Raw genomic sequence first — 22,499 nt, 5'->3', positions numbered from 1 at the left:
GGATAAATCCCCTCGCCACAACAGCCTAAAGCCTACTGTGCGAGCTGACGGCGTAGCTCGGCCAGGACCGGCGCGGTGTCCGGGCGTACGCCGCGCCAGAGGAAGAACGCTTCGCCGGCTTGTTCGGCGAGCATGCCCAGGCCATCCATCGCCACCGCCGCGCCGTGTTCACGGGCCCAGCGGCAGAACGACGTCGGCTCCTTGCCGTACATCATGTCGTAGCAAAAGGTCTTGCCCGGCTCGATCAGACTTCCGGCAATCGGCGGTACATCGCCTGACAGGCTGGCGGACGTGGCGTTGATGATCAGGTCCACCGGCTCCTTCAGCCAATCGAAACCACTGGCCGAGACCGGGCCCAGGTCGGCGAACAACTCCGCCAGCAGCTCGGCTTTTTCCACCGTTCGATTGGCGATGATCACCGACGCCGGCGCTTCGGCCAGCAGCGGTTCCAAGGCACCACGCACTGCGCCGCCGGCCCCCAGTAACAGGATGCGCTTGCCCTTGAGGCTGAAGCCGGCGTTGACCGTCAGGTCCCGGACCAGCCCGGCGCCGTCGGTGTTATCGCCCAGCAAACGGCCATCGGCCAGCTTGCTCAAGGTGTTGACCGCCCCGGCCCGTTGCGCCCGTTCGGTCAGTTGGTCAGCCAGGCGAAAAGCGTCTTCCTTGAAGGGCACGGTGACATTCGCCCCACGCCCTTCGCGGAAAAATGCCTGGGCGCAACCGGCGAAATCCTCCAGGGGCGCAAGCAAGGTGTTGTAGTCCAACGCCTGGCCGGTCTGTTCGGCAAACAGGCGATGGATCAACGGCGACTTGCTGTGGCCGATCGGGTTACCCATTACAACGTAGCGGTCCATGGTTTTCCCCGTTCAGGCCGTCGCCAGCCAATCGCGATCCTGTAGGAAATAGTCAGTCAACCGCGCTTCGTCGCTGCCCGGCTCGGCTTTCCAGTCATAGCTCCAGCGGACCTGGGGCGGCAAAGACATCAGGATCGATTCGGTGCGCCCGCCCGATTGCAGGCCGAACAGCGTGCCCCGGTCATAGACCAGGTTGAACTCCACGTAGCGGCCACGGCGGAACTCCTGGAATTCCCGTTGCTTGGGCGTGAACTCGTCGTTCTTGCGGCGCTGCACGATCGGCAGGTAGGCATCGATGTAGGCATCGCCGATGGCGCGCATGAAGGCGAAGCTGGTGTCGAAGTCCCACTCGTTCAGGTCGTCGAAAAACAGGCCGCCGATGCCCCGGGGCTCGTTGCGATGCTTGATGTGGAAATAGCTGTCGCACCAGGCTTTGTAGCGCGAATAGACCTCCGGGCCGAACGGCTCGCAGGCTTGCTGGGCGATGCGGTGCCAATGCACGCAATCTTCCTCCACGCCGTAATAGGGCGTCAGGTCGAAGCCGCCGCCAAACCACCAGACCGGCTCTTCGCCTTCTTTTTCGGCGATGAAAAAGCGCACGTTGGCGTGGGATGTCGGCACGTGGGGGTTGTGCGGGTGGATCACCAGTGACACGCCCAGGGCTTCAAAGCCGCGTCCGGCCAGTTCCGGCCGATGGGCGCTGGCCGAGGGTGGGAGACCGCTGCCGAAGACGTGGGAAAAGTTGACGCCGCCCTTTTCGATCACCGTGCCGTTTTCGATCACTCGCGTGCGACCGCCACCGCCGGCGGGCCGGGTCCAGGCGTCCTCGACGAAGCGAGTGCCGCCATCCTCGGCTTCCAGGGCTGCGCAAATGCGGTCTTGCAGGTCCAACAGATAGGCTTTCACGGCCTCGGTGCGAGTAGTCATGACATCACCTTGATCAGGGCTACGCTGCGCGGCGTACACAGGCCGCCGGCAAAATGGGCGCACAGGATAACACCGCATCCGCCCACACCACAGTTGACGAAGATCAAGCTTAGGAGTCCGATAGCAGGCTTGGTAAAAGTCCCACGATAAGGAGAAAGTGAAGATGGCCAAACGCATCCAGTTCAGCGCCCATGGCGGACCCGAAGTGCTCGAGTACGTGGAATACCAGCCGGCCGAGCCCGGTCCGCAACAGGTCCGCGTCAGCAACAAGGCGATCGGCCTGAACTTCATCGACACCTATTACCGCAGTGGTCTTTATCCGCCACCGGCCCTGCCGTCGGGGCTCGGTGCCGAAGGCGCGGGCGTGGTCGAGGCCGTTGGTTCCGACGTGACGCGCTTCAAGGTCGGCGATCGCGTGGCCTATGGCAGTGGTCCGCTTGGGGCGTACAGCGATGTGCACGTATTGCCCGAAGCCAACCTGGTTCACTTGCCTGAAGCCATCAGTTTCGAACAGGCCGCCGGCGTGATGCTCAAGGGCCTGACCGTGCAATACCTGCTGCGCCAGACCTACGAGCTCAAGGGCGGCGAAACCATCCTGTTCCACGCCGCCGCCGGTGGTGTTGGTTCCCTGGCGTGCCAATGGGCCAAGGCCTTGGGCGTGAAGGTGATCGGCACCGTCAGCTCGGCGGAAAAAGCCGCCATCGCCAAATCCCACGGCGCCTGGGAAGTCATCGACTACAGCAAGGAAAACGTCCCGCAGCGCGTGCTGGAATTGACCGGCGGCAAAAAAGTCCCGGTGGTGTATGACGGCGTTGGCAAGGACACCTGGCTGACCTCCCTGGATTGCACGGCGCCGCGAGGCCTGGTGGTGAGCTTCGGCAACGCCTCCGGCGCGGTGGATGGCGTGAACCTGGGGATTCTTTCGGCCAAGGGCTCGCTGTACGTCACCCGCCCAACCCTGGCGACCTACGCCAACAACGCCGAAAACCTGCAGCGCATGGCTGATGAACTGTTCGGAATGATCGCCAGCGGCAAGCTCACGGTGGACATCAACCAGCGATTCCCGCTGGCTGAGGCGGCCAAGGCGCATACCGAGTTGTCGGCGCGGCGGACGACGGGGTCGACGGTTCTGCTGCCTTGAGTTGAACTGAAGATCTTTGCAAAAACCAATGTGGGAGCGAGCTTGCTCGCGATAGCGGTGTATCAGCCAACATCAATGCCAGCTGACCTGACGCTATCGCGAGCAAGCTCGCTCCCACAGGGGGTGGTGTGCTTACAAGAAGTCAGTCCGGCCGGACTACCTTGCCAGTCGCCAGGTCACGAATCACGCTCGGGTTCTTGCGCCCACCCAGGTTGCCGCCCAGCACCAGGTCGATCTGCCCGCGGAAATACTGCTCGACGCGGATCCGCGTGCGCGCTGCCGGCCGGCCTTGGGGGTTGGCCGAGGTGGAAACCAGCGGTCCGACCAGCGAGCACAGGTCGCGCACGATCGGATGATCGCTGACCCGCAGCGCGACGGTGTCGTGTACGCCGGTGATCCATTCCGGCAACAGGTCCTGGTGCGGTACCAGCCAGGTGTTGGGCCCTGGCCAAGTGCTGGCCATGCGGTCCATCCAGGTTTCGGGGAAATCCTCGAACAGAAAGTCGAACTGGCGGATGTTGTCAGCCACCAGGATCAATCCCTTGTCAGGCAGTCGGGACTTGATCGCCAGCAGGCGTTCCACCGCTTCTTCGTTCCATGGGTCGCAACCCAGGCCCCAGACCGCTTCGGTTGGGTAGGCAATGACCGCCCCGGCGCGAATTTCTCGCGCGGCTTGTTGCACACGCCAACTGTTGACCATGAAAAGACTCTCCGCAACGCAATAAGGCTGTGCGCAGTTTACCGATCTTCCCCATAAAACCTAGCGAGCAAACCAGCGTCCGTGCTCGCACGCTGCCCGTCCGTCCATTTCCAGCTCGGTCAACGCCGCCAGGACCTTGGACAAGCCCCAGCCGCTGGCATCGGCCAACGCTTCACTGGTCTGCGGCGCGGCATGCAGCAGGCGCAGCAGCGGATGCGTCACCGGCACCGGTTCCGAGGCAAGGGGCAATCGCTGCCAACCGCGCAACGCTTCGAGGATGTGTTCGACCGTTTCCACCAGCGCCGCGCCGTCGCGGATCAACTGATGGCAACCCCGGGCGCCGGGATGATGGATCGACCCCGGAATGGCGTAGACCTCACGGCCCTGTTCCGCCGCCAGCCGCGCGGTGATCAGCGAACCACTGGCGACACTGGCCTCGACCACCAGCACACCGAGGGACAAACCACTGATGATCCGGTTGCGGCGCGGAAAGTTGCTGGCGTGGGGCGCTGCGTCCAACGGGAACTCCGAGACCACCGCGCTGCCCTGGGCAATCATCGCCTCCGCCAACCGGCGATTGCGCTGTGGATAAAAATTTTCCAGGCCCGTGCCCAGCACGCCGGCGGTTTGCCCACCGACATCCAGCGCGGCCTGATGCGCGGCGGCGTCGATGCCCAACGCCAGTCCGCTGGTGATGACAAAACCGGCCCCGGCCAGGCTCCGGGAAAATGCCGCCGCCGTGTCCATTCCGGGACGCGATGCCCGACGACTGCCGACCATCGCCAACTGCGGTTTTTCCAGAATCGAAGGGTCGCCAGCGACAAACAGCAGCGGCGGCGGATCACTGATCTGTGCCAGCAACGCAGGGTACTCAGGCTGGTCCCACATCAATAAATGCTGGGCCGGGCCGTCTAGCCAGGCCAATGCGTGGCCGGCGCCGTCGCGTATTTCCGGCACGCGACGGGCCTCGGCGCACGTGGCCGGCAACCCCAGCGCCCGCCATGCGCTGGCCGGCGCGCTGATGGCTTTGGAGGCCGAGCCAAAGGCCTCCATCAGGGTCATGAAACGTTTAGGTCCCAGTTCCGGCAAGCGATGCAAGCGCAGACGGGCCTCCAGCTCCGCAGGCGGAACCGACGCAGATTCAAGCAATGGCATGTGATCAATCCTTGATCGTTATAGCCCCGTTCAAACGGGAACAAGCTGTGGATAACTCTGTTGGTAACTTGTGAGACCCGTTACGGATTGCGCACCTTGTCGAGCACCGCGAGCGAACGCGAGGCGTACAGCACCAAGCCATAACTGAGCTTGTCATACGTGCGGAACACCATCAGCAGGCCGGCGCGTTCGTCCGGGATCTTTACCGGCGCGCCAGTGATCCGGTCGCGCACCGTTTCGCCGGTCTTCATCACGGCCAGGACGTTGCCTTCCACCAACCCGTCGCGCCGCCCCTTGTTCAGGGTGACCACGTCCAATGCGCCGATCTGCGTTACGCCACGGGGAACATCGAGGATCAGCCCCTGGATGTCCGACTTTGGCGCGCTGGGCATGAAGGTCGAATTGATCGAGCGTTCCTCGCCGCTGAACAGGCGATCGCCGAGGCGCACTTCCTGGGTGGTGCGTTGCAGGGCCAGGGTGGTGACGTCGCCTTCGGTGGCGATGATTTCACCGCTGCCAATGTCATCGGCGTTGATGCCTAGGAATTCCTTGGTCTGCGGGTCGGTGTAGACCTTGCCCTGGCGGAAGATGCAGTACGCCGACTGGCTCGCATCGAAGGTGCCACGGGCAAAAATCCGATCGCCGGTGCCGCTGAGCACGCGCTCGGCGTCGCCAGCCACGATATAGGGCGCCTTGTTGAAATCTTCCGCCGTGTCGACGATGCGGTTGCTCAGCAGAAAGCTGTTGATGGCTTGCAGTGGAATGCTCGGAATGGCATCGGCCACGGGTGAACTGCGAATGCGCGGCGACAGCTTGATGGTGCCGCGCGAGGCGCCGCGATCAAGGGTCAGCCGTGGCTGGCCGTTGACGTAGACCAGTGACAGGGTGTCGCCGGGGTAGATCAGGTTCGGGTTTTCCACTTGCGGATTGGCCTGCCAGAGTTCGGGCCATTTCCAGGGCTCGCGCAGGTATTTGCCGGAAATGTCCCACAGCGTGTCCCCCTGGACCACGGTGTATTGCTGTGGAAAACCTTCCCGAAGTTGCACTTGCCCGTGCGCGATACCGGCCGAGGCCAGGAGCAGCAGGGCGAGTAGTGATTTCCTCATGCGGTGAATCCCTTTATTATGTGCGTTCGCGTAAAACGCCAGAGCCCCCGTGGCTCGCTACCTTGCGGAGCTGTTCTGCAAAAGAGCAACGTTTTACAACGGTAGCCTGCATCCCAAGACACGCCAGGCCAGCCACCCGACTTTACCTCACACGTGCATTTATCAAGCTTATGGCCATTTTGAACATTCTCGAATTCCCGGACCCGCGCCTGCGCACTATCGCCAAACCGGTGGCCGTAGTGGACGACGAAGTGCGTCAGTTGGTCGATGACATGTTTGAAACAATGTATGAGGCCCCAGGCATCGGCCTCGCCGCGACCCAGGTCAACGTGCACAAGCGTATCGTCGTCATGGACCTCTCCGAAGACCGCAGCGAGCCGCGGGTGTTCATCAACCCCGAGTTCGAAACCCTGACCGACGAGATGGACCAGTACCAGGAAGGCTGCCTGTCGGTGCCGGGTTTCTACGAAAACGTCGACCGTCCGCAGAAGGTCAAGATCAAGGCCCTGGACCGTGACGGCCAGCCCTACGAGCTGATCGCCGAAGGCCTGCTGGCGGTGTGCATCCAGCACGAATGCGACCACCTCAACGGCAAGTTGTTCGTTGATTACCTGTCTAATCTCAAGCGTGACCGGATCAAGAAAAAACTGGAAAAGATCCATCGCCAGAACGCTTGATGCCCCTCTTCAAAGGCTTGCCGCGGCAAGCCTTTTTCTTTTTGCGACTGCTTTGTAATTGAGAGTTTTCCATGACTGAGCCACTGCGCATCGTCTTTGCCGGCACTCCCGAGTTTGCCGCTGAACACCTCAAGGCCCTGCTGGCCAGCCCCCACGAAATCGTCGCGGTGTACACCCAGCCGGACCGTCCTGCCGGTCGCGGACAAAAACTGATGCCCAGCCCGGTCAAGCAACTGGCCCTGGAGCACGGCATCACGGTGCTGCAGCCGCCGACATTGCGCGACGCGCAAGCCCAAGCCGAACTGGCGGCGCTGAAGCCGGACTTGATGGTGGTGGTCGCCTACGGCCTGATCCTGCCGCAAGTGGTGCTCGATATTCCGCGCCTGGGTTGCATCAACAGCCACGCCTCGTTATTGCCGCGCTGGCGCGGTGCCGCGCCGATCCAGCGCGCCGTGGAAGCGGGCGATGCCGAAAGCGGCGTGACCGTGATGCGCATGGAAGCCGGCCTGGACACCGGGCCGATGCTGCTCAAGGTCAGCACCCCCATCAGCGCCGAAGACACCGGCGGCAGCCTGCACGATCGCCTCGCGCTGATCGGCCCGCCAGCCGTGGTCCAAGCCATCGCCGGCCTGGCCGCCGGCACGCTGGAAGGCGACGTGCAGGACGACAGCCTCGCCACCTACGCGCACAAACTGAACAAGGACGAAGCTCGCATCGACTGGAGCCGCCCAGCCGTTGAGCTGGAACGCCTGGTGCGCGCCTTCAACCCTTGGCCGATCTGCCACAGCACCTTGAACGGCGAAGCCCTGAAAGTGCTGGCGGCCAGTTGCGCCGAAGGGAAGGGCGCACCGGGAGAAATCCTCAGTGCCAGCAAGGACGGCCTCGTCGTTGCCTGTGGCGAGCAGGCACTGTGCCTGACCCGTCTGCAACTGCCCGGCGGCAAGGCACTGAACTTCAGTGACTTGTTCAACAGCCGTCGTGAGAAATTTGCCGTCGGCACCGTCCTCGGCCAAACGGCGGACGCCTCATGAACCCGCGTCTGGCCGCCGCCAAGGCACTTGCCGCCGTCCTCAGCGGCAAAGCTTCGCTGAACAGTTCCCTGCCGACCCAACTGGACAAGGTCGAAGACCGCGATCGCGGCTTCACCCAGGACTTGGCGTTCGGCACCGCCCGTTGGCAGCCGCGCCTCTCGGCCCTCGCGGCCAAGCTGTTGCAGAAGCCGTTCAAGGCCGCCGATGCCGACGTCGAAGCGCTGCTGCTGGTGGGCCTCTATCAACTGCTCTACACCCGCGTCCCGGCCCACGCCGCCATCGGCGAAACCGTGGGCTGCGCCGACAAGCTGAAAAAGCCGTGGGCCAAGGCCCTGATCAACGCCGTGCTGCGCCGCGCCCAACGGGAAAGCGAAACCCTGCTGGCCGAACTCGAACACGACCCGGTGGTACGCACCGCCCACCCGCGCTGGTTGCAGAAATCCCTCAAGGCCTTCTGGCCCGAGCAATGGGAAGCCATCTGCGCCGCCAACAACGCCCATCCGCCGATGATCCTGCGGGTCAATCGTCGCCACCACACACGCGATGCCTACCTGGCGTTGCTGGGCGAGACGGGTATCCCGGCCATCCCGTGCCAATACAGCCGCGACGGCATCGTCCTGGAAACCCCGGGCGATGTGCGCGCACTGCCAGGCTTCGCCGAGGGCTGGATCAGCGTCCAGGACGAAGCCGCGCAACTGGCCGCCGACCTGCTGGAGCTGGCACCGGGCCAACGGGTGTTGGACGCCTGCTGCGCACCGGGGGGCAAGACCTGTCACATCCTCGAAGCCGAGCCGAAACTGGCCGGCGTCGTGGCGGTGGACCTGGAAGCCAAGCGCCTGGTGCGAGTGAAGGAAAACCTCGAACGCCTGGGCCTTGAAGCCCAACTGATCGCCGCCGATGGCCGTGACACCGCGACCTGGTGGGACGGCCAGCCGTTCCAGCGCATCCTCCTCGACGCGCCATGCTCGGCCACCGGCGTGATCCGTCGCCATCCGGACATCAAGCTCACCCGCCAGCCGGACGACATTGCCGCATTGGCCGTGTTGCAAGGCGAACTGCTCGATGCCATGTGGTCGACCCTTGAGGTGGGCGGCATGCTGCTCTACGCCACCTGCTCGACCTTGCCGACCGAAAACACCGAAGTGATCGAAGCCTTCCTCGCCCGCACGCCGGGCGCCCGGGAGCTGGACATCGCCACCCAGGCCGGCCTCAAGCAGCCTCACGGCCGTCAGTTGCTGGCCCAGGAAGGCGGGCACGACGGGTTCTATTACGCCAAGCTGATCAAGATCGCCGCCGCACGCGGTTAAACCGATTCGATAGGAGTGAATGGATGAAAATCATCATCCTGGGTGCAGGGCAGGTTGGCGGTTCGCTGGCGGAACACCTGGCCAGCGAGGCCAACGACATCACCGTGGTCGACACCGACGGCGAACGCCTGCGCGACCTCGGCGACCGCCTCGACATCCGCACCGTGCAAGGGCGCGGCTCGTTGCCGACCGTGCTGCGCCAGGCCGGCGCCGACGACGCCGACATGCTCGTGGCCGTGACCAACAGCGACGAAACCAACATGGTCGCCTGCCAGGTCGCCCACACGCTGTTCCACACCCCGACCAAGATCGCCCGGGTGCGCGAAGCCGCCTACCTGACCCGCGCCGACCTCTTCGACAACGAAGCGATCCCGGTGGACGTACTGATCAGCCCCGAGCAGGTGGTGACCAACTACATCAAGCGCCTGATCGAGCACCCCGGCGCCTTGCAGGTGATCGACTTCGCCGAAGGCAAGGCGCAACTGGTGGCGGTCAAGGCCTACTACGGCGGCCCGTTGGTGGGCCAGCAACTGCGCCAGTTGCGCGAGCACATGCCGAATGTCGAAACCCGCGTCGCCGCAATCTTCCGCCGCGACCGGCCGATCCTGCCCCAGGGCGACACGGTGATCGAAGCCGACGACGAAGTCTTCTTCATCGCCGCCAAGGCGAATATTCGCGCCGTCATGAGCGAAATGCGCCGCCTCGACGAGAACTACAAACGCATCGTCATCGCCGGCGGCGGCCAGATCGGCGAACGCCTGGCCGAAGCCATCGAAAGCCGCTACCAGGTCAAGATCATCGAGATGAACCCGGCACGCTGCCGCTACCTCTCCGACACCCTCGACAGCACCGTGGTGCTGCAAGGCAGCGCCTCCGACCGCGACCTGCTGCTGGAAGAAAACATCGCCGACGCCGACATCTTCCTGGCCCTGACCAACGACGACGAAGCCAACATCATGTCCTCGCTACTGGCCAAGCGCCTGGGCGCGAAAAAGGTCATGACCATCATCAACAACCCGGCCTACGTCGACCTCATCCAGGGCGGCGACATCGACATCGCCATCAGCCCGCAACTGGCAACCATCGGCACCCTGCTGGCCCACGTGCGCCGCGGCGACATCGTCAGCGTCCACTCCCTGCGCCGCGGCGCGGCCGAAGCCATCGAAGCCATCGCCCACGGCGATGCCAAATCCAGCAAAGTCATCGGCAAAGCCATCCGCGACATCGGCCTGCCGCCCGGCACCACCATCGGCGCCATCATCCGCGACGAAGAAGTCCTCATCGCCCACGACGACACCGTGATCCAGACCGGCGACCACGTGATCCTGTTCCTCGTGGACAAGAAGCACATTCGCGACGTCGAGAAGCTGTTCCATGTGGGGTTGAGTTTCTTCTGATCCAGGCTGTGCGGTTGCAGTCATGGCCTCATCGCGAGCAAGCTCGCCCCCACAGGGTTTGCTGTTGTTCACGACAATGGTGAGCAACAAAGATCTACTGTGGGAGCGGGCTTGCCCGCGAAAGCGGTCCAACGGCCAGCAGATCAATCACTGACACCACCAAGGAAGCGCCCCATGCTCGACTCCCTGGAAAAAATGCTCGCCAAGGGCATGGATAACTCCCTCCTCCGCTTCGGCCTCGGCAAAGGCTACCTAGACCTAGGCGAATTCCCCCGCGCCGCCGAACACCTCCAACGCTGCGTCGAATTCGACCCAAAGTACTCAGCCGCCTGGAAACTACTGGGCAAGGCCCACCAAGGCCAAGGCAATGCCGCTGCAGCCCGCCAAGCCTGGGAGCAAGGCCTGGAAGCCGCCCGAGCCCACGGCGACAAACAAGCCGAAAAAGAAATGACCGTGTTCCTTAAAAAACTGGATCGCCATCTCTGAATTCGCACAAAACCCCTTTTTGTGGTGAGGGAGCTTGCTCCCGCTTGAGTGCAAAGCACTCACAAAAAAGCCCACCGCGTTCTCAATACCAGCCCGCCAACCAGCCAACACACAAAACCCCTGTGGTGAGGGGATTTATCCCCGCTGGGCTGCGTAGCAGCCCCAAGCATCCAGCGTGGTCTGTCTGGCTGCTTAGTGGACAAACATTCACCGCTCCAGCATCGGCCCGCAACGCACCCTCTCGACACTGATCACCAAGACCTGACTGGAAATACACATGTCCGAAATTACCCAAATGCTCATTGCCCTGGGGCTGTCCTTTCTGCTCGATCGGTTTCTCAAGCCGTATCTGCTGCGCTAGTGGCTAGGCGTGGTGATGGTGGCCGCGGGTGCGGTTGGCTGCGTTTTGGCCGGTCAGAAACACTTGTTGGGGTTTGATCTGGGGTTGTTGTCGGTTTTTGCCGTGCCGATAGGGATGGGGTTGTTCATGAAGCGGCGGCGGTTTGAGGAGGTTGGTGTAGGGAAGAAAGGGGCTGATTGAACCTGAAAATAAATCTGCCCCCCGACGCCTAGTAAAAGTCGTAATAAAGCGCCCACTCTCCAGTTTCATTGTGCTTCCAGAACATCAGGCTCCCACTGTCGACCACGTTCAGATTGATCTTCGAGTCCGACGAGATCTGAAACACAAACTCGAAGCCTTCACCCGGATCAACACCCGACTGGCAGAACGAGGGGTAACCGCCGATCTTGTGTTCGTAGGTGTGGGTGATCAAGTCGTAATAGCTCTGGATCTTGCCCGCGCGTTCCAGCGTGAGGATTGCTTGCTCAAGGTCTTCCGGGACACCACCGCCATCCCACAACGGAAAGTCCTCCGGCACCGCTTGCGCTGTCAGTGGGAAGGGTTTGAGGAATGTACCTGCCACCGACAGAGACTTGCGGACCAACACATCATCCGGCCCATACTCGCGGATGACCCAATTATTCCCCATCGGCTCAAGGTGCTCGGGGAACGGGTTTGAAATGAATACCGTCAGCACACGAACCCCCGCTAGCAGAGGGCTGTTGATGGGCAGGGCGGGCAGGTAAAACTGCGCATAGGGGAGCAACGGTTGCCCCGCCTGATTAGTGGGCACCTCTTCATCCGGTCGGAACAGGAAGACATTGCCCAGCCAGCTTTCTTCATCGGTGCCGGCAGGACGAAAGCCGCCGGCAATGAGCTTCACGGCGGGGCGGGCTAGGCGTTGCTTGATTTCCTGGATTTCCATGGCGGTGTAGTTCTCCTTTTTTTGCTACAGGTATTAAGGTCGCAGATGGGCTGTGTACGAGAGTGGATAGCAGCGCTTCTTTGCCCGAGCTAGGCCACATTAGCGTCCTCCACGGATAAGAGAGTGGACCTCCTCCCACTTCCCGGGCCAATGACTTTCGAGGGCACCTAGCGTGCCTGAATGTCATCGATACCGGCTCGGCCAGTGGAAGGAAACGATAGAGCCCGAGGGCACGGCTGCAAAGCCGGCGGATTCTGATGCAGTTGTAGGCAAAGGCGCGAGGATACGTGGCTTGGAAGTGCGGTGGTCAGGTTCTGGCTTGGCCCGCAGCAGGTGGAGAAGCAGGAGCAAGCACCCATTGCGAGTGCTATTGAAGGGGCAAATCTGCGGAAAATAAATGTGTCCGCTCATTCGCTATTCAGGGTAGTTCTGTTCGATTGCCTCTAGATCGCGCAGTGTGAACACGTAAGTTTTGTTTGAACTGATCACCTTCTGCCCCATCTGATCTGCCATCCAGTCCAGTTTTGGATACAGCGTTGCGATTAGATCTTTAGTTTTTTCCCAAATCGGGTCCAAAGCTTCTAAGCACTGATCCGAAAATGTTCCTTGATCAACTCTTGGCCCATGCAGTGTTCCCCTCAGAACAGGGACTAACTCCCTGATAATTCGTAGGTCTGTTGCGGCATCCTGCTCTTGGACCCTGCCAAGCTCCACAGGGTCAAGCTCAAGCCCATGCGTCTGTGCTGCTAATCCTGCGTATAGAACAGAAATCCGATCCTCAAGATAGAGCGTAAGGTCGTCGATGTTTTTGATGACTGGGGCTGGGTTGATCCAGGAGTCGCCTTCTTGCACAGGAGGATGAGCTTGGCTCTGCTGTCTGATCTTTATGGTGATGTCACCAGTATCGAAGCCCAGTTTTCGGGCCACCAACCAGTGTCCTAGCTCGTGGCGTAACACCTTTCTCTGGACGTCATTCCATATTTTTGCGGGGGAATGCGGCTTCTTCTTGACTTGCTTTTTCACTTGCAGCTCTCTGGGAAAAGGGGACAGGTTTATTTTAGTGGGCAGAGAGGAAGCCGGGGACAGACCACGATTGGGCTCACCTGTAATCGGTCTGTCTCATAATCGTGGTCTGTCCCGTTTCCCCCAAGTCAAATTTCAGCTTTGTGCCGCAAGTCGTTCTGATTGCTGGATTGCGGGTTTTGGCAATGCCATGCGCAGGCTTTCGCGATACTGTTCCGCCGGTGCTTCGTGGGTAACCTCGACAACGGAATCGTAATTTTCTCGAATGACCGACTCAATCTCAGCAATGTCCGCGCGGAAGAATTCCTTGCGCCCGTTAACCTTGTTGAGGCGACCTACGGCAAAGCGTTCATGCAGTTTTGCTTCCAATGCGGGAGCGTTATTTGAAAAGACCATAGCATGCACGTCAAACCAAAACGGTACCGACGCATCACCCAGCTCATCAACCCTATCCATGGGCTCCAAGCGGCGCGTCATACCTATCTTGTAAATCCCTTCCCCGAATGCTCCTAGGTTGGAGATCACGTACACATAGCCGGCTTTGGCATTCTGTTCGCGATAGTCAATGAGCTTCTCTTCGCTCTCGAGTTCGGCTCGGCCCGCTTCGACCTCGGCTAGCTTCGCCAGCAGGGCGGCGCGCTCTTCTTCAGATTCTGCTTTATTCAGGCGAGCTTGGAGGTCACGCATGGCGGTCGTAAAGTGTTTGCGCTCCTTGGCGATCTTCTCCCGGGCTGCGCGAATTTCCTGCTCCAGCTTCTGTTGTTCCCGCAACTCTTCTCGGGCGCGTTTCGCTTCTTCTTTTTCCTCTTGCTTCTTGATCTGAAACTCCTGGGCAAGGTGCAATTCATCAAGCTTGAGGCGCAGATAAGCGGGCGATATCTCTACGCTCATAATCTTGCCAAGGCGGTTGCAGGTTTCGAACGATTTGAAGATTCTTTTCTCGCCCAGTTCGACGTTGTCAAACTTCACGTTGTCCACACAGACATCTGCTTCGTTGTTGAACGAGCGAATCACCAACTTGATCATGTCGTTCACGAGCTTCCGACCTTGGGCCTTGCTGTTGTTGACCGTCCAGTCCATGTTCCCGGTCGCTGCCTCCCCGCCTTTAATCATCGCTTTTTGACGTTCGCGGACACTGTCCAGTCGGGACTTGTACTCCTGGCTGCTGATTAGCTTGAATTTGGGTTCATAAAGCGCAAAGCTTTCTAACAGTAACGTTTCCTCCCACACGAGTATCTGATCTTGCAAATCAGAGGAACGTTGCGCTAGCGCAGCCACCTCCCGCTCAGCTCGCTGAATTTCTTGGCGGACGGCAGCAAGCTTCTCTTTCTCTTGCTCGATTAGCCTCTGAACCTCCAAGACCTCCATGGCGCCGATCTTCGTAGTGAGCGCCTGGAGCTGCGCATATTGCTTTTGGAGATCCGTAAGCTGGGCTTCCAAATCATCCGCGCGTAGTCGGTGTGCGGGGCCTTTCCAATAGTCGCTAAGGGACATAGGTTTTTTCCTCATTTCTAAATCAACTGGTCGTTCGGTTCCAAACCTACGCAGACGTCTTTACAGCACAAAGGATGTAGGCCAGCTGCGTAGTAATTCATTGGCCAAAAATTGCGAATCTATTTCATTTAAATAAAATCGTCGCTTTTTTAAATCAACGGAGAATAGACCTCGGTTAATAACTCTCTTAGCTGTTTTGGAGCGCCGTCCCAACCTTCTCCCCATTCAAGAGTTCGTTTGTAAGCATTGAAAGGTTTCTCAGAACCTGGTGCCGGGTAACCCAAGAAGTCTTCGATGCACTCCTCCAAAAGAACTAGCTTTTTGTCGTTACCCACCGCCATTTTTATCGGCTCGTTAAATTTTTCCGCGCCTTCGGTGCCTTTGTCACGATCATGAATAACAAAAAAGTCTACATTGAGTGCACTCAAATATTTAACCAAGCCGATAATTGAGGCTTTACCTCTCGCCTTGACTATTTCGCTCCCTGATAGGACCAGTGATTTCATTTCCGGCGGCATTCTGCGGATTGCCTCTTTAATAACAACCTCTTCAGTATCGCCTTCGACAACCAATACCCTACGAGTAAAAAATATTCGTGACACATGATCATCAAGCTTGATGAGCATTTTGACCTGATCTTTATCGTTGTCTTGCAGCTTGACAAACTTCTCGGATACCGAAAAAGACAGTACGCTGGTATGTCCCTTTTCGTATTGAAAGCGATTGAGGACCTGTTTTGGTTTGCGAGAAAGGTCGATCAGGTAGGGTGAGTGAGTGGTGGCAACTATCTGAGAGTTTTGGTCGGACAAGTCATATATAAGATCCCGCATCTGGTTTGCGGCACTTGGATGCAGATAAATCTCCGGTTCCTCAAAGCCGATAATAAGTCCGCGCTCATCGTTACCTTCGCGTCGTTTCAGCCATTGTTGTCTAAATCGAAGCAGGCCAAACACTGCCGCGCGAACCATGCCTGTACCCTGGTTTGCTACGCTCGTACGGATGTTACTGGACATTTCAATTGCGAATGTGGGAACCAGCGCATCTGGGCTAGAGAGATCAGCAGCAGCGTAAATGCGAGACTCTGGGAAGACTCCCCCGAGAACAGTGTTCAACTCCCCCATCATCTTGCCAAACTCTGAGCCGGCATCACTTGGATCAAGTTCTTTGGCGAGCAGGCTCAGGCAAGCTTGAGCATCTTTATAATTTGCAGAGCTTTCACGTACATCCTTGAACAGCTCGTGCAGTATCTTCTGCAGTACACCACTTTTCTGGTCGATTTCGTGGGATGCAGATTCTGCTGGAATGATCAAGATGGAGGGAAGTTTAGAGAGAACAACGCCGCCTATGCCGCCTGGATTAAGCGCCCATACCTCTTCTTCGCTGGTTTCCCACAGCTCGTCGATGAGTTCGAGCTTATCTCGGTCTCCGACCGATATTTTTTTGTCCAAGACAGAGAAGGTCTCGGCGATCAGCTCTGGAGTTGCCCCGGCGGCGATGAACTCGGCGGGTTTCTGCAAATCGACAAATCCAGGTTTCATCGTTCGTTTAAGAGTCTTTAATTCGATTTTTACATCTTCGAGTAGCTTATACGTTTTGCGATAAAAAATGCTATTCCCGGTCTCTCCGGTGTCTTTCGGATCATACGAGAAGATACGTCCTTTGAAGCCTCGCCACATAGAACCAGCTTCGGGGACGTTCCTGAACTCAGCTTCTAGAACGACAGTATCGCAAGTGGTTTTCGTCTCACCTGTCTCTTCATCTAATTCGGAGCAGAAGCAATCGATATCCATGCGTTTGCTATTAGATAACAGCCATCCAATGGCCTTGAGTACAGAACTTTTTCCCGCATTGTTAGCGCCGATCAGAAAGGTCGCATTACCGAACTCTATTTCAGCAGTGTGCAGACGCTTGAAACCTTTAATAGAAAGCCTATGAAGCCGCATAAGTCTCTTCCTTGGACCGATTTATGAGTTAGCCGTAGGTGCTTCTCCCTGCGGAGTGAGGCGCAAGCAAGGTGGCGAAACGATATCAACCTTAGACCACGGTTTGGGGAGTGTCGAGAATGACGGTGTGTTTGCGGCCTATCGCTAGGAAGCGTGGCTATCAGAAATATGGGAAAAGGTTGTCGACTGGAAGATTTTTTAGATCACTCGCCCCTGTCTGCGGATGAAAGAGTCAAAACCCGACGCAAAACGCCGGGTTTTTCCATTCGCAAACCTTTACCTACCGCCCCGGCTCCACATTATCCAACACCCGATTCGCCAACAACGAACTCAGCTCAATCAACTGCTGAATCCCCAGCGCCACATGACGCCTCGCCCCATCCAGATCAAACGCCAGATCACTCACCATCGCATCAGCCGAAGCCAACGTCTCAGTGAGGTTGGCGAGCAGGCATTCGTTATCGAGGCCTTTCACGACGGTGAATAGCTGCCCCGGTTTGGGGTCGTCTTTGGGTTTATCCGGTTTTGGTAGCAAGTAATGATCGAGCACCCGTTGGGTGATTTCGTCTTGCTGCTTGGCTTTGGATTTTGCGGATGTAGAGGTGGAATCTGCTTCTGGCGGATTCGGAGTTATTTTGAACATAGGTATGTCTCAGTTAGGGCCGCAACCATTTCGCTACTAAACGATAGGGTGGCGGCTGTGCGCAGGTTAGTAGACCGGTGACATACCTAAAACCGGCGCGCCCGAGGGCGCCATGCGCACAGCCACCATCGAGTGCAGGCGAATGCCTAACTGATGAGACTCATGCAACCGGATGTCATCTGGGCTACTAAACCCGACCACTGATGGGCAGTGGCAGGAAGACAATAGAGCCCCGGGACAAGGCGCACAAGCGGGCGGATTCTGGCGTAGTTGTAGGCAAAGGCGCAAGGATGCGTAGCTTGATGGACGGTGTAGGGGAGGGCTGTAGGAGAGAGGATTTTTGGCGATATCGGTGGGGTGTTCTGTGCTGGGACCGAGTCGTTTTCTTCGCGAGCAGGCTCGCTCCCACAGGGTTTTGTGTTGCACATAGTATTTGTGAACACCACAGAACAAGTGTGTGGGCGGGCTTGCTCGCGAAGGCGTTGGTACATTCAACATTGATGCAAGCTGACCCACCGTATTCGCGAGCAAGCTCGCTCCCACAGGGTTTTGTGTTGCACACGGTATTTATGAATACCACCGAACAAGTGTGGGAGCGGGCTTGCTCGCGAAGGCGTTGGTACATTCAACATTGATGCAAGCTGACCCACCGTATTCGCGAGCAAGCTCGCTCCCACAGGGGATTTGCGGCGGCCAGGGAAATTGAACTCGCCCCTGGAGCCACCCCTCAGCTGCCTTCATTGTTGCAGCTGGCCCCGTGCTTGAGATACGTCAGCGCTTTCCGCTCACCCATCGAATCAAGGTAGGTGATTTGCGCATTCACCAACCCGCAGTTCTGGCCGCTGTCTTCAGTCAGCGAGATCACTTTGTCGATGTCCAGGTGAGTGCCGTAGGAATAGCTTTCGCCTGCCGCTTTGTCCTGGGCCAGGGCGGGTAATGCGCCGGCGCTCAGGGCAGTGATCAGGCAAGCAGTGGCGATGGCTTTCAGGTTCATGGTCGTTTCCCTTCAATGAGTTGGATGGGCTCATTAAAGGCTCGTGAGGTATCTCGGCTGTGTCGAAAAAACGCCGTGGTTGGATGCGTACGTATCTGAGGTGAATTGCGATACAGATCGATACAATCCCCCCTGTTTTCGCTTCGCTCTGGCTTGATTCAAGGCTGGATAAGCTGAACGCACGGTGCGTCGCCAACCGGCAACACGGCATCGTCACACTGCGCAAATCGATGCGCGCATTTCGGAGAGCAGGGCATGGAACATGTCGATCACGTTTTGATCGTGGATGATGATCGGGAAATCAGGGAGCTGGTCGGCAACTACCTGATCAAGAACGGCCTGCGCACCACCGTGGTTGCGGATGGCCGGCAGATGCGGGCCTTTCTCGAAGCCAATCAGGTGGACCTGATCGTGCTCGACATCATGATGCCGGGGGATGACGGGCTGCTGTTGTGTCGCGAGCTGCGCGCCGGCAAGCATAAGGCGACGCCCGTGCTGATGCTGACGGCTCGCAGCGACGAGACCGACCGCATCATTGGCCTGGAAATGGGCGCCGATGATTATCTGGCGAAACCCTTCGCGGCCCGGGAGCTGCTGGCGCGCATCAACGCGGTGCTTCGGCGCACCCGCATGCTGCCGCCCAACTTTGTCGTCAGCGAAAGCGGCCGCATGCTCAAGTTCGGCCGCTGGCGCCTCGACACCACTGCCCGTCATCTGCTCGATGAAGACGACACGCTGGTCTCGCTGAGCGGCGCCGAGTACCGGTTGCTGCGGGTCTTTCTCGATCATCCTCAGCGGGTGCTGAGTCGCGACCAGTTGCTCAACCTGACCCAGGGCCGTGACGCGGACATCTTCGACCGTTCCATTGATCTGCTGGTCAGCCGCGTGCGTCAGCGCTTGCTGGATGACGCACGCGAACCGCTCTACTTGAAGACGGTGCGCAATGAAGGCTACGTCTTTACCTTTGCGGTGGAAATGCTTGAGGAGCAGGCATGAAACTCGCGTTGCAATGGCCTCGCACGCTGGCCTCGCGGCTGTGGCTGGTGTTCCTGGTCGGCTTGATACTCGCCCAGGCCCTGACGTTCGCAGCCCAGTACTACGAACGCTACGAAAGCACCAAGACGGCCATGTTGGGCAACTTCGAGCACGACACGGCGACGTCCATCGCCATCCTCGACCGTCTGCCTGCTGACGAGCGCCTGGCATGGACCAAACGCCTGCAGCGGCGCAACTATGATTATTTGCTGCGCGAACACGATCCCGGCATTCCACTCACTTCCAACGATCTCGCGGCGACGGCGGCGCAATCCCTGCAAGTCTCGCTGGGCAGCAATTATGACCTGACCTTTGTCGAGATCCCGGGCCCACGCCAGCATTTCCAAGCCCAGGTGCGACTGGCCGACGGCAGCCCGGTGACCATCGATGTGCGTCCCTCGGTCAGGCCGTTGTCGCCCTGGTTGCCCTTTGTCCTGTTCGGTCAGTTGTTGTTGATGATCGGCTGCACCTGGCTGGCCGTGCGCATCGCGATACGCCCGCTCAGTCGCCTGGCCGAGGCGGTCGAGAACCTCGACCCGAACGCCCATCCCGTGCCGTTGGATGAAACCGGGCCGCGGGAAGTGGCCTACGCCGCCCGCGCCTTCAACAGCATGCAGGCGCGCATTGCCGCTTACCTGAAAGAGCGCATGCAATTGCTCGCGGCGATTTCCCATGACTTGCAGACGCCCATCACGCGCATGAAGCTGCGCGCGGAGTTCATGGACGACTCGGTCGAGAAAGACAAACTGGGCAACGACCTCAACGAGATCGAGCATCTGGTGCGCGAGGGTGTTGCTTATGCGCGAAGCGTCCATGGGGCGACGGAGACCAGTTGCCGCATCAGCCTGGATTCTTTTCTCGACAGCCTGGTGTGCGACTACCAGGACACCGGTCGCGAGGTCAGCCTGCGCGGCCAGAACGGCGCGATCATCGAGACAAGGCCCCATGCCCTGCGGCGTATTCTGGTGAATCTGGTGGATAACGCGCTGAAGTACGCCGGCACCGCCGAGGTGGAAATCGGCGGCACTGCGAACACTGGCGTTTCCATTAGTGTGCTTGACCGAGGGCCGGGCATTCCCGAGGAGATCCTGGCCGAGGTGGTCAAGCCGTTCTATCGGGTGGAAAGCTCCCGCAACCGCAGCTCTGGCGGCACCGGGTTGGGCCTTGCCATCGCCCAGCAGTTGACCGTCGCGATTGGTGGCTCACTGAGCCTGCGCAACCGCGACGGCGGCGGTCTTTGCGTGACCCTCGACTTCGGCGTCGATCAGTAGACCGCTCCTGCTGGATCAGTGGCATGCATTTGTAAGCCACTGTATCCAGCGCATCTACAGACTTAAAAGAACGCATAGCGGCCGGGTGTCGAACATTTCCGGTATACATGCCGCTGCAAGAATTCTCCCCATCAACTCGCCACCGGATCCCCCGAATGGCGAGCCCTGACCTAAGGAGATCTTGCCATGAATACCCAGTCCTCCCTCGCTCAAGCAGCCTGCTACATCACCACCCCGGATGGCGTACAGCTCTATTACAAGGACTGGGGTCCGAAGGATGGGCCAGTCGTCACCTTCAGCCATGGCTGGCCGCTGAATTCGGATAGCTGGGAATCACAGATGCTGTTCCTGGCGGACCAAGGCTATCGGGTGATCGCCCACGACCGCCGCGGCCATGGCCGTTCCAGCCAGCCTTGGGAAGGTAACGACATGGATCACTACGCCGATGACCTGGCCGCTGTGATCAACGCCCTGGATCTCAACGACGTGACCCTGGTGGGTTTCTCGACCGGTGGCGGCGAAATCACCCGCTACATCGGCCGCCACGGCACCGACCGGGTGAAGAAGGCCGCACTGATCAGCGCCGTTCCGCCGATGATGCTCCAGACCGAAGACTACCCAGGCGGCCTGCCGATCGAGGTGTTCGACGGCCTGCGCAAGGCCTCGCTGGACAACCGCTCGCAGCTGTATCGCGACATCGCGTCGGGCCCGTTCTTCGGCTTCAACCGCGACGGGGCGAACGTCTCCCAGGGGCTGATCGATTCGTTCTGGGTGCAGGGCATGCAAGCCGGCCACAAGAACACCTATGACTGCATCGCGGCGTTCTCGGCAACGGACTTCCGCGCCGACCTGGCCCGGTTCGACGTGCCGACACTGATCGTGCATGGCGATGACGACCAGATCGTCCCGATTGACGCCTCCGCCCATGCCGCCGCCGAGCTTGTGCAGAACGCCGAGCTGATCGTCTATCCGGGCGCCCCGCACGGCCTGACCGACACCCACAAGGACCGCCTCAATCAGGATCTGTTGGATTTCCTGGCTAAGTAAGCCCATCGCATCCTCCAATAAATGAAAAGGAATGATCATGCTCAATCTCAAATCGCTGTTGGCCGTCACCATCACCGCTGCGCTGGCACTGGGATCCGTCCAAAGCGCAACCGCCGCGCAACCCGATGCCGCCAAGCCCACCATCGTGCTGGTGCATGGCGCATTCGCCGAATCCTCCAGTTGGAACGGCGTTGCCGCCCAGTTGCTGACGCAGGGTTATCCGGTCGTTGCAGCGGCCAACCCGCTGCGCGGCGTGAAGCAGGACGCCGATTACGTCGCCGATATCGTCGAGCACACCGCCGGCCCGGTGATTCTGGTGGGTCATTCCTACGGCGGCGCCGTGATCACCAACGCCGTGCATAACAACCCCAAGGTCAAGGGACTTGTCTACGTCGCAGCCTTCGCGCCGGACAAAGGCGAAACCGCCATCGAACTGTCCGGTCGCTACCCTGGCGGCACCCTTGGCCCGACCTTGGCGGCTCCGGTGCAGTTGGACGACGGCAATAAGGATCTCTACATCCAGCAGGACAAATTCGGCCAACAGTTCGCCGCCGACGTTCCAGCGGCGGACTCCGCCCTGATGGCCGCCACCCAACGCCCGATCAGCGAGGCGGCATTGAAGGAAGCGTCTGGCGAGCCGGCCTGGAAAAAACTGCCGTCCTGGTTCATCTACGGCTCGGCGGACAAGAACATCCCCGAGGCGGCCTTGAAGTTCATGGCCGAACGCGCCGGCTCGAAGAAGACTGTCACCGTTCAAGGGGCTTCCCATGTGGTGATGACGTCCAATCCGGGGAAAGTTGCGGAGCTGATTGTTGAAGCGGCGCAGGCCAGTTCGAAAGAGTGATCAGGTAGAGCGGGGCGACTAAAAGCCTCATCCGCTTTTCTTCGAGAAAAACTAAAAAACCCGGCGCAGGTGGCCGGGTTTTTCGTTGGGGAAACCAAACCGCTGCCCGAATCTTTTATGGCAACGAGCCATTAGTATGGATAATCCATCTGCGAATCA

The 22,499-nt window shown here is 59.4% G+C and carries 21 protein-coding genes; 10 read left to right on the top strand and 11 right to left on the bottom strand.

What is annotated here, in order from left to right; all coding sequences use genetic code 11:
• Positions 1-32 precede the first annotated feature (32 nt).
• Complete coding sequence (gene aroE, locus JMN22_RS00190) at positions 33-854, bottom strand: shikimate dehydrogenase (RefSeq protein ID WP_198796111.1); 822 nt, start codon at positions 852-854, stop codon at positions 33-35.
• Positions 855-866: 12 nt separating this feature from the next.
• Positions 867-1,781, bottom strand: a complete 915-nt coding sequence (gene hemF / locus JMN22_RS00185; protein WP_198796110.1) for an oxygen-dependent coproporphyrinogen oxidase — start codon at positions 1,779-1,781, stop codon at positions 867-869.
• A 163-nt stretch (positions 1,782-1,944) separates the two neighbouring features.
• On the opposite strand from hemF, the gene JMN22_RS00180 reads away from it, so the two are divergent.
• Complete coding sequence (locus JMN22_RS00180) at positions 1,945-2,922, top strand: NADPH:quinone reductase (protein ID WP_198796109.1); 978 nt, start codon at positions 1,945-1,947, stop codon at positions 2,920-2,922.
• Positions 2,923-3,064: 142 nt separating this feature from the next.
• On the opposite strand, the gene JMN22_RS00175 is transcribed toward JMN22_RS00180, so the two are convergent.
• The 3 genes from JMN22_RS00175 to JMN22_RS00165 form a co-directional block, all read right to left on the bottom strand.
• The gene (locus JMN22_RS00175) at positions 3,065-3,622 is read right to left on the bottom strand and encodes an L-threonylcarbamoyladenylate synthase (protein ID WP_198796108.1); all 558 of its coding nucleotides are present in this window, start codon (positions 3,620-3,622) and stop codon (positions 3,065-3,067) included.
• Between the two features lie 60 nt (positions 3,623-3,682).
• Positions 3,683-4,777 (bottom strand): DNA-processing protein DprA, encoded by a 1,095-nt coding sequence (gene dprA, locus JMN22_RS00170; RefSeq protein WP_198796107.1) that lies wholly within the window; start codon positions 4,775-4,777, stop codon positions 3,683-3,685.
• 80 nt (positions 4,778-4,857) lie between these two features.
• Positions 4,858-5,883 (bottom strand): LysM peptidoglycan-binding domain-containing protein, encoded by a 1,026-nt coding sequence (locus JMN22_RS00165; protein WP_198796106.1) that lies wholly within the window; start codon positions 5,881-5,883, stop codon positions 4,858-4,860.
• Between the two features lie 170 nt (positions 5,884-6,053).
• Here JMN22_RS00165 and def point away from each other — a divergent pair, with 170 nt between their 5' ends.
• From def to JMN22_RS00140, 5 genes are all read left to right on the top strand, one after another.
• Positions 6,054-6,560, top strand: a complete 507-nt coding sequence (def, locus tag JMN22_RS00160) for a peptide deformylase (RefSeq protein ID WP_030138961.1) — start codon at positions 6,054-6,056, stop codon at positions 6,558-6,560.
• A gap of 71 nt (positions 6,561-6,631) precedes the next feature.
• A complete protein-coding gene (gene fmt / locus JMN22_RS00155; protein ID WP_198796105.1) occupies positions 6,632-7,591 on the top strand; it encodes a methionyl-tRNA formyltransferase in 960 nt (319 codons plus the stop codon).
• Positions 7,588-8,898 carry a 16S rRNA (cytosine(967)-C(5))-methyltransferase RsmB gene (gene rsmB, locus JMN22_RS00150; protein ID WP_198796104.1) on the top strand — a complete coding sequence of 437 codons (1,311 nt, stop codon included), beginning with the start codon at positions 7,588-7,590 and terminating at the stop codon, positions 8,896-8,898. Before fmt ends, rsmB begins: the two co-directional genes overlap by 4 nt.
• Positions 8,899-8,921: 23 nt before the next feature.
• Positions 8,922-10,295: a Trk system potassium transporter TrkA gene (trkA, locus tag JMN22_RS00145; RefSeq protein WP_053189467.1), complete on the top strand. Its 1,374-nt coding sequence runs from the start codon at positions 8,922-8,924 to the stop codon at positions 10,293-10,295.
• 174 nt (positions 10,296-10,469) lie between these two features.
• Positions 10,470-10,781: a tetratricopeptide repeat protein gene (locus JMN22_RS00140; protein ID WP_198796103.1), complete on the top strand. Its 312-nt coding sequence runs from the start codon at positions 10,470-10,472 to the stop codon at positions 10,779-10,781.
• A 569-nt stretch (positions 10,782-11,350) separates the two neighbouring features.
• Here the strand turns inward: JMN22_RS00140 and JMN22_RS00135 are convergent.
• From JMN22_RS00135 to JMN22_RS00110, 6 genes are all read right to left on the bottom strand, one after another.
• On the bottom strand, positions 11,351-12,046 hold the full coding sequence (locus JMN22_RS00135) for a DUF1963 domain-containing protein (protein ID WP_198796102.1): 696 nt from the start codon (positions 12,044-12,046) through the stop codon (positions 11,351-11,353).
• Positions 12,047-12,460: 414 nt separating this feature from the next.
• Complete coding sequence (locus tag JMN22_RS00130) at positions 12,461-13,069, bottom strand: hypothetical protein (RefSeq protein ID WP_198796101.1); 609 nt, start codon at positions 13,067-13,069, stop codon at positions 12,461-12,463.
• A gap of 135 nt (positions 13,070-13,204) precedes the next feature.
• The gene (locus JMN22_RS00125; RefSeq protein WP_198796100.1) at positions 13,205-14,563 is read right to left on the bottom strand and encodes a DUF4041 domain-containing protein; all 1,359 of its coding nucleotides are present in this window, start codon (positions 14,561-14,563) and stop codon (positions 13,205-13,207) included.
• Positions 14,564-14,712: 149 nt separating this feature from the next.
• On the bottom strand, positions 14,713-16,506 hold the full coding sequence (locus JMN22_RS00120; RefSeq protein ID WP_198796099.1) for an ATP-dependent nuclease: 1,794 nt from the start codon (positions 16,504-16,506) through the stop codon (positions 14,713-14,715).
• Positions 16,507-16,786: 280 nt separating this feature from the next.
• Positions 16,787-17,149, bottom strand: coding sequence for a DUF6124 family protein (locus JMN22_RS00115; RefSeq protein ID WP_198796098.1), 363 nt, complete (start codon positions 17,147-17,149; stop codon positions 16,787-16,789).
• 727 nt (positions 17,150-17,876) lie between these two features.
• Positions 17,877-18,143, bottom strand: a complete 267-nt coding sequence (locus JMN22_RS00110; protein WP_198796097.1) for a DUF2790 domain-containing protein — start codon at positions 18,141-18,143, stop codon at positions 17,877-17,879.
• Between the two features lie 255 nt (positions 18,144-18,398).
• Here JMN22_RS00110 and JMN22_RS00105 point away from each other — a divergent pair, with 255 nt between their 5' ends.
• From JMN22_RS00105 to JMN22_RS00090, 4 genes are all read left to right on the top strand, one after another.
• A complete protein-coding gene (locus JMN22_RS00105; RefSeq protein WP_030138951.1) occupies positions 18,399-19,139 on the top strand; it encodes a response regulator in 741 nt (246 codons plus the stop codon).
• Entirely contained in the window at positions 19,136-20,449 is a 1,314-nt protein-coding gene (locus JMN22_RS00100) for an ATP-binding protein (RefSeq protein ID WP_198796096.1), read from the top strand. Before JMN22_RS00105 ends, JMN22_RS00100 begins: the two co-directional genes overlap by 4 nt.
• A 186-nt stretch (positions 20,450-20,635) precedes the next feature.
• On the top strand, positions 20,636-21,496 hold the full coding sequence (locus JMN22_RS00095) for an alpha/beta fold hydrolase (protein WP_198796095.1): 861 nt from the start codon (positions 20,636-20,638) through the stop codon (positions 21,494-21,496).
• Between the two features lie 31 nt (positions 21,497-21,527).
• Positions 21,528-22,340 carry an alpha/beta fold hydrolase gene (locus tag JMN22_RS00090; RefSeq protein ID WP_198796094.1) on the top strand — a complete coding sequence of 271 codons (813 nt, stop codon included), beginning with the start codon at positions 21,528-21,530 and terminating at the stop codon, positions 22,338-22,340.
• Positions 22,341-22,499 lie beyond the last annotated feature (159 nt).

The sequence above is a fragment of the Pseudomonas sp. HB05 genome, assembly GCF_016756915.1.
Classification (GTDB): Bacteria; Pseudomonadota; Gammaproteobacteria; order Pseudomonadales; family Pseudomonadaceae; genus Aquipseudomonas; species Aquipseudomonas alvandae.
Note: the sequence above shows the minus strand (reverse complement) of the source record. Positions and strands in the feature narration are given on the sequence as shown.

Excerpts from the sequence above, each read along its gene's own strand:
- dprA (WP_198796107.1), bottom strand. The coding sequence starts at position 4,777 with ATGCCATTGCTTGAATCTGCGTCGGTTCCGCCTGCGGAGCTGGAGGCC.
- JMN22_RS00135 (WP_198796102.1), bottom strand. The coding sequence starts at position 12,046 with ATGGAAATCCAGGAAATCAAGCAACGCCTAGCCCGCCCCGCCGTGAAG.
- def (WP_030138961.1), top strand. The coding sequence starts at position 6,054 with ATGGCCATTTTGAACATTCTCGAATTCCCGGACCCGCGCCTGCGCACT.
- JMN22_RS00110 (WP_198796097.1), bottom strand. The coding sequence starts at position 18,143 with ATGAACCTGAAAGCCATCGCCACTGCTTGCCTGATCACTGCCCTGAGC.
- JMN22_RS00180 (WP_198796109.1), top strand. The coding sequence starts at position 1,945 with ATGGCCAAACGCATCCAGTTCAGCGCCCATGGCGGACCCGAAGTGCTC.
- JMN22_RS00115 (WP_198796098.1), bottom strand. The coding sequence starts at position 17,149 with ATGTTCAAAATAACTCCGAATCCGCCAGAAGCAGATTCCACCTCTACA.
- JMN22_RS00095 (WP_198796095.1), top strand. The coding sequence starts at position 20,636 with ATGAATACCCAGTCCTCCCTCGCTCAAGCAGCCTGCTACATCACCACC.
- rsmB (WP_198796104.1), top strand. The coding sequence starts at position 7,588 with ATGAACCCGCGTCTGGCCGCCGCCAAGGCACTTGCCGCCGTCCTCAGC.
- JMN22_RS00175 (WP_198796108.1), bottom strand. The coding sequence starts at position 3,622 with ATGGTCAACAGTTGGCGTGTGCAACAAGCCGCGCGAGAAATTCGCGCC.
- JMN22_RS00165 (WP_198796106.1), bottom strand. The coding sequence starts at position 5,883 with ATGAGGAAATCACTACTCGCCCTGCTGCTCCTGGCCTCGGCCGGTATC.
- JMN22_RS00090 (WP_198796094.1), top strand. The coding sequence starts at position 21,528 with ATGATCATGCTCAATCTCAAATCGCTGTTGGCCGTCACCATCACCGCT.
- JMN22_RS00100 (WP_198796096.1), top strand. The coding sequence starts at position 19,136 with ATGAAACTCGCGTTGCAATGGCCTCGCACGCTGGCCTCGCGGCTGTGG.
- hemF (WP_198796110.1), bottom strand. The coding sequence starts at position 1,781 with ATGACTACTCGCACCGAGGCCGTGAAAGCCTATCTGTTGGACCTGCAA.
- JMN22_RS00105 (WP_030138951.1), top strand. The coding sequence starts at position 18,399 with ATGGAACATGTCGATCACGTTTTGATCGTGGATGATGATCGGGAAATC.
- JMN22_RS00125 (WP_198796100.1), bottom strand. The coding sequence starts at position 14,563 with ATGTCCCTTAGCGACTATTGGAAAGGCCCCGCACACCGACTACGCGCG.
- JMN22_RS00140 (WP_198796103.1), top strand. The coding sequence starts at position 10,470 with ATGCTCGACTCCCTGGAAAAAATGCTCGCCAAGGGCATGGATAACTCC.
- JMN22_RS00120 (WP_198796099.1), bottom strand. The coding sequence starts at position 16,506 with ATGCGGCTTCATAGGCTTTCTATTAAAGGTTTCAAGCGTCTGCACACT.
- aroE (WP_198796111.1), bottom strand. The coding sequence starts at position 854 with ATGGACCGCTACGTTGTAATGGGTAACCCGATCGGCCACAGCAAGTCG.
- fmt (WP_198796105.1), top strand. The coding sequence starts at position 6,632 with ATGACTGAGCCACTGCGCATCGTCTTTGCCGGCACTCCCGAGTTTGCC.
- trkA (WP_053189467.1), top strand. The coding sequence starts at position 8,922 with ATGAAAATCATCATCCTGGGTGCAGGGCAGGTTGGCGGTTCGCTGGCG.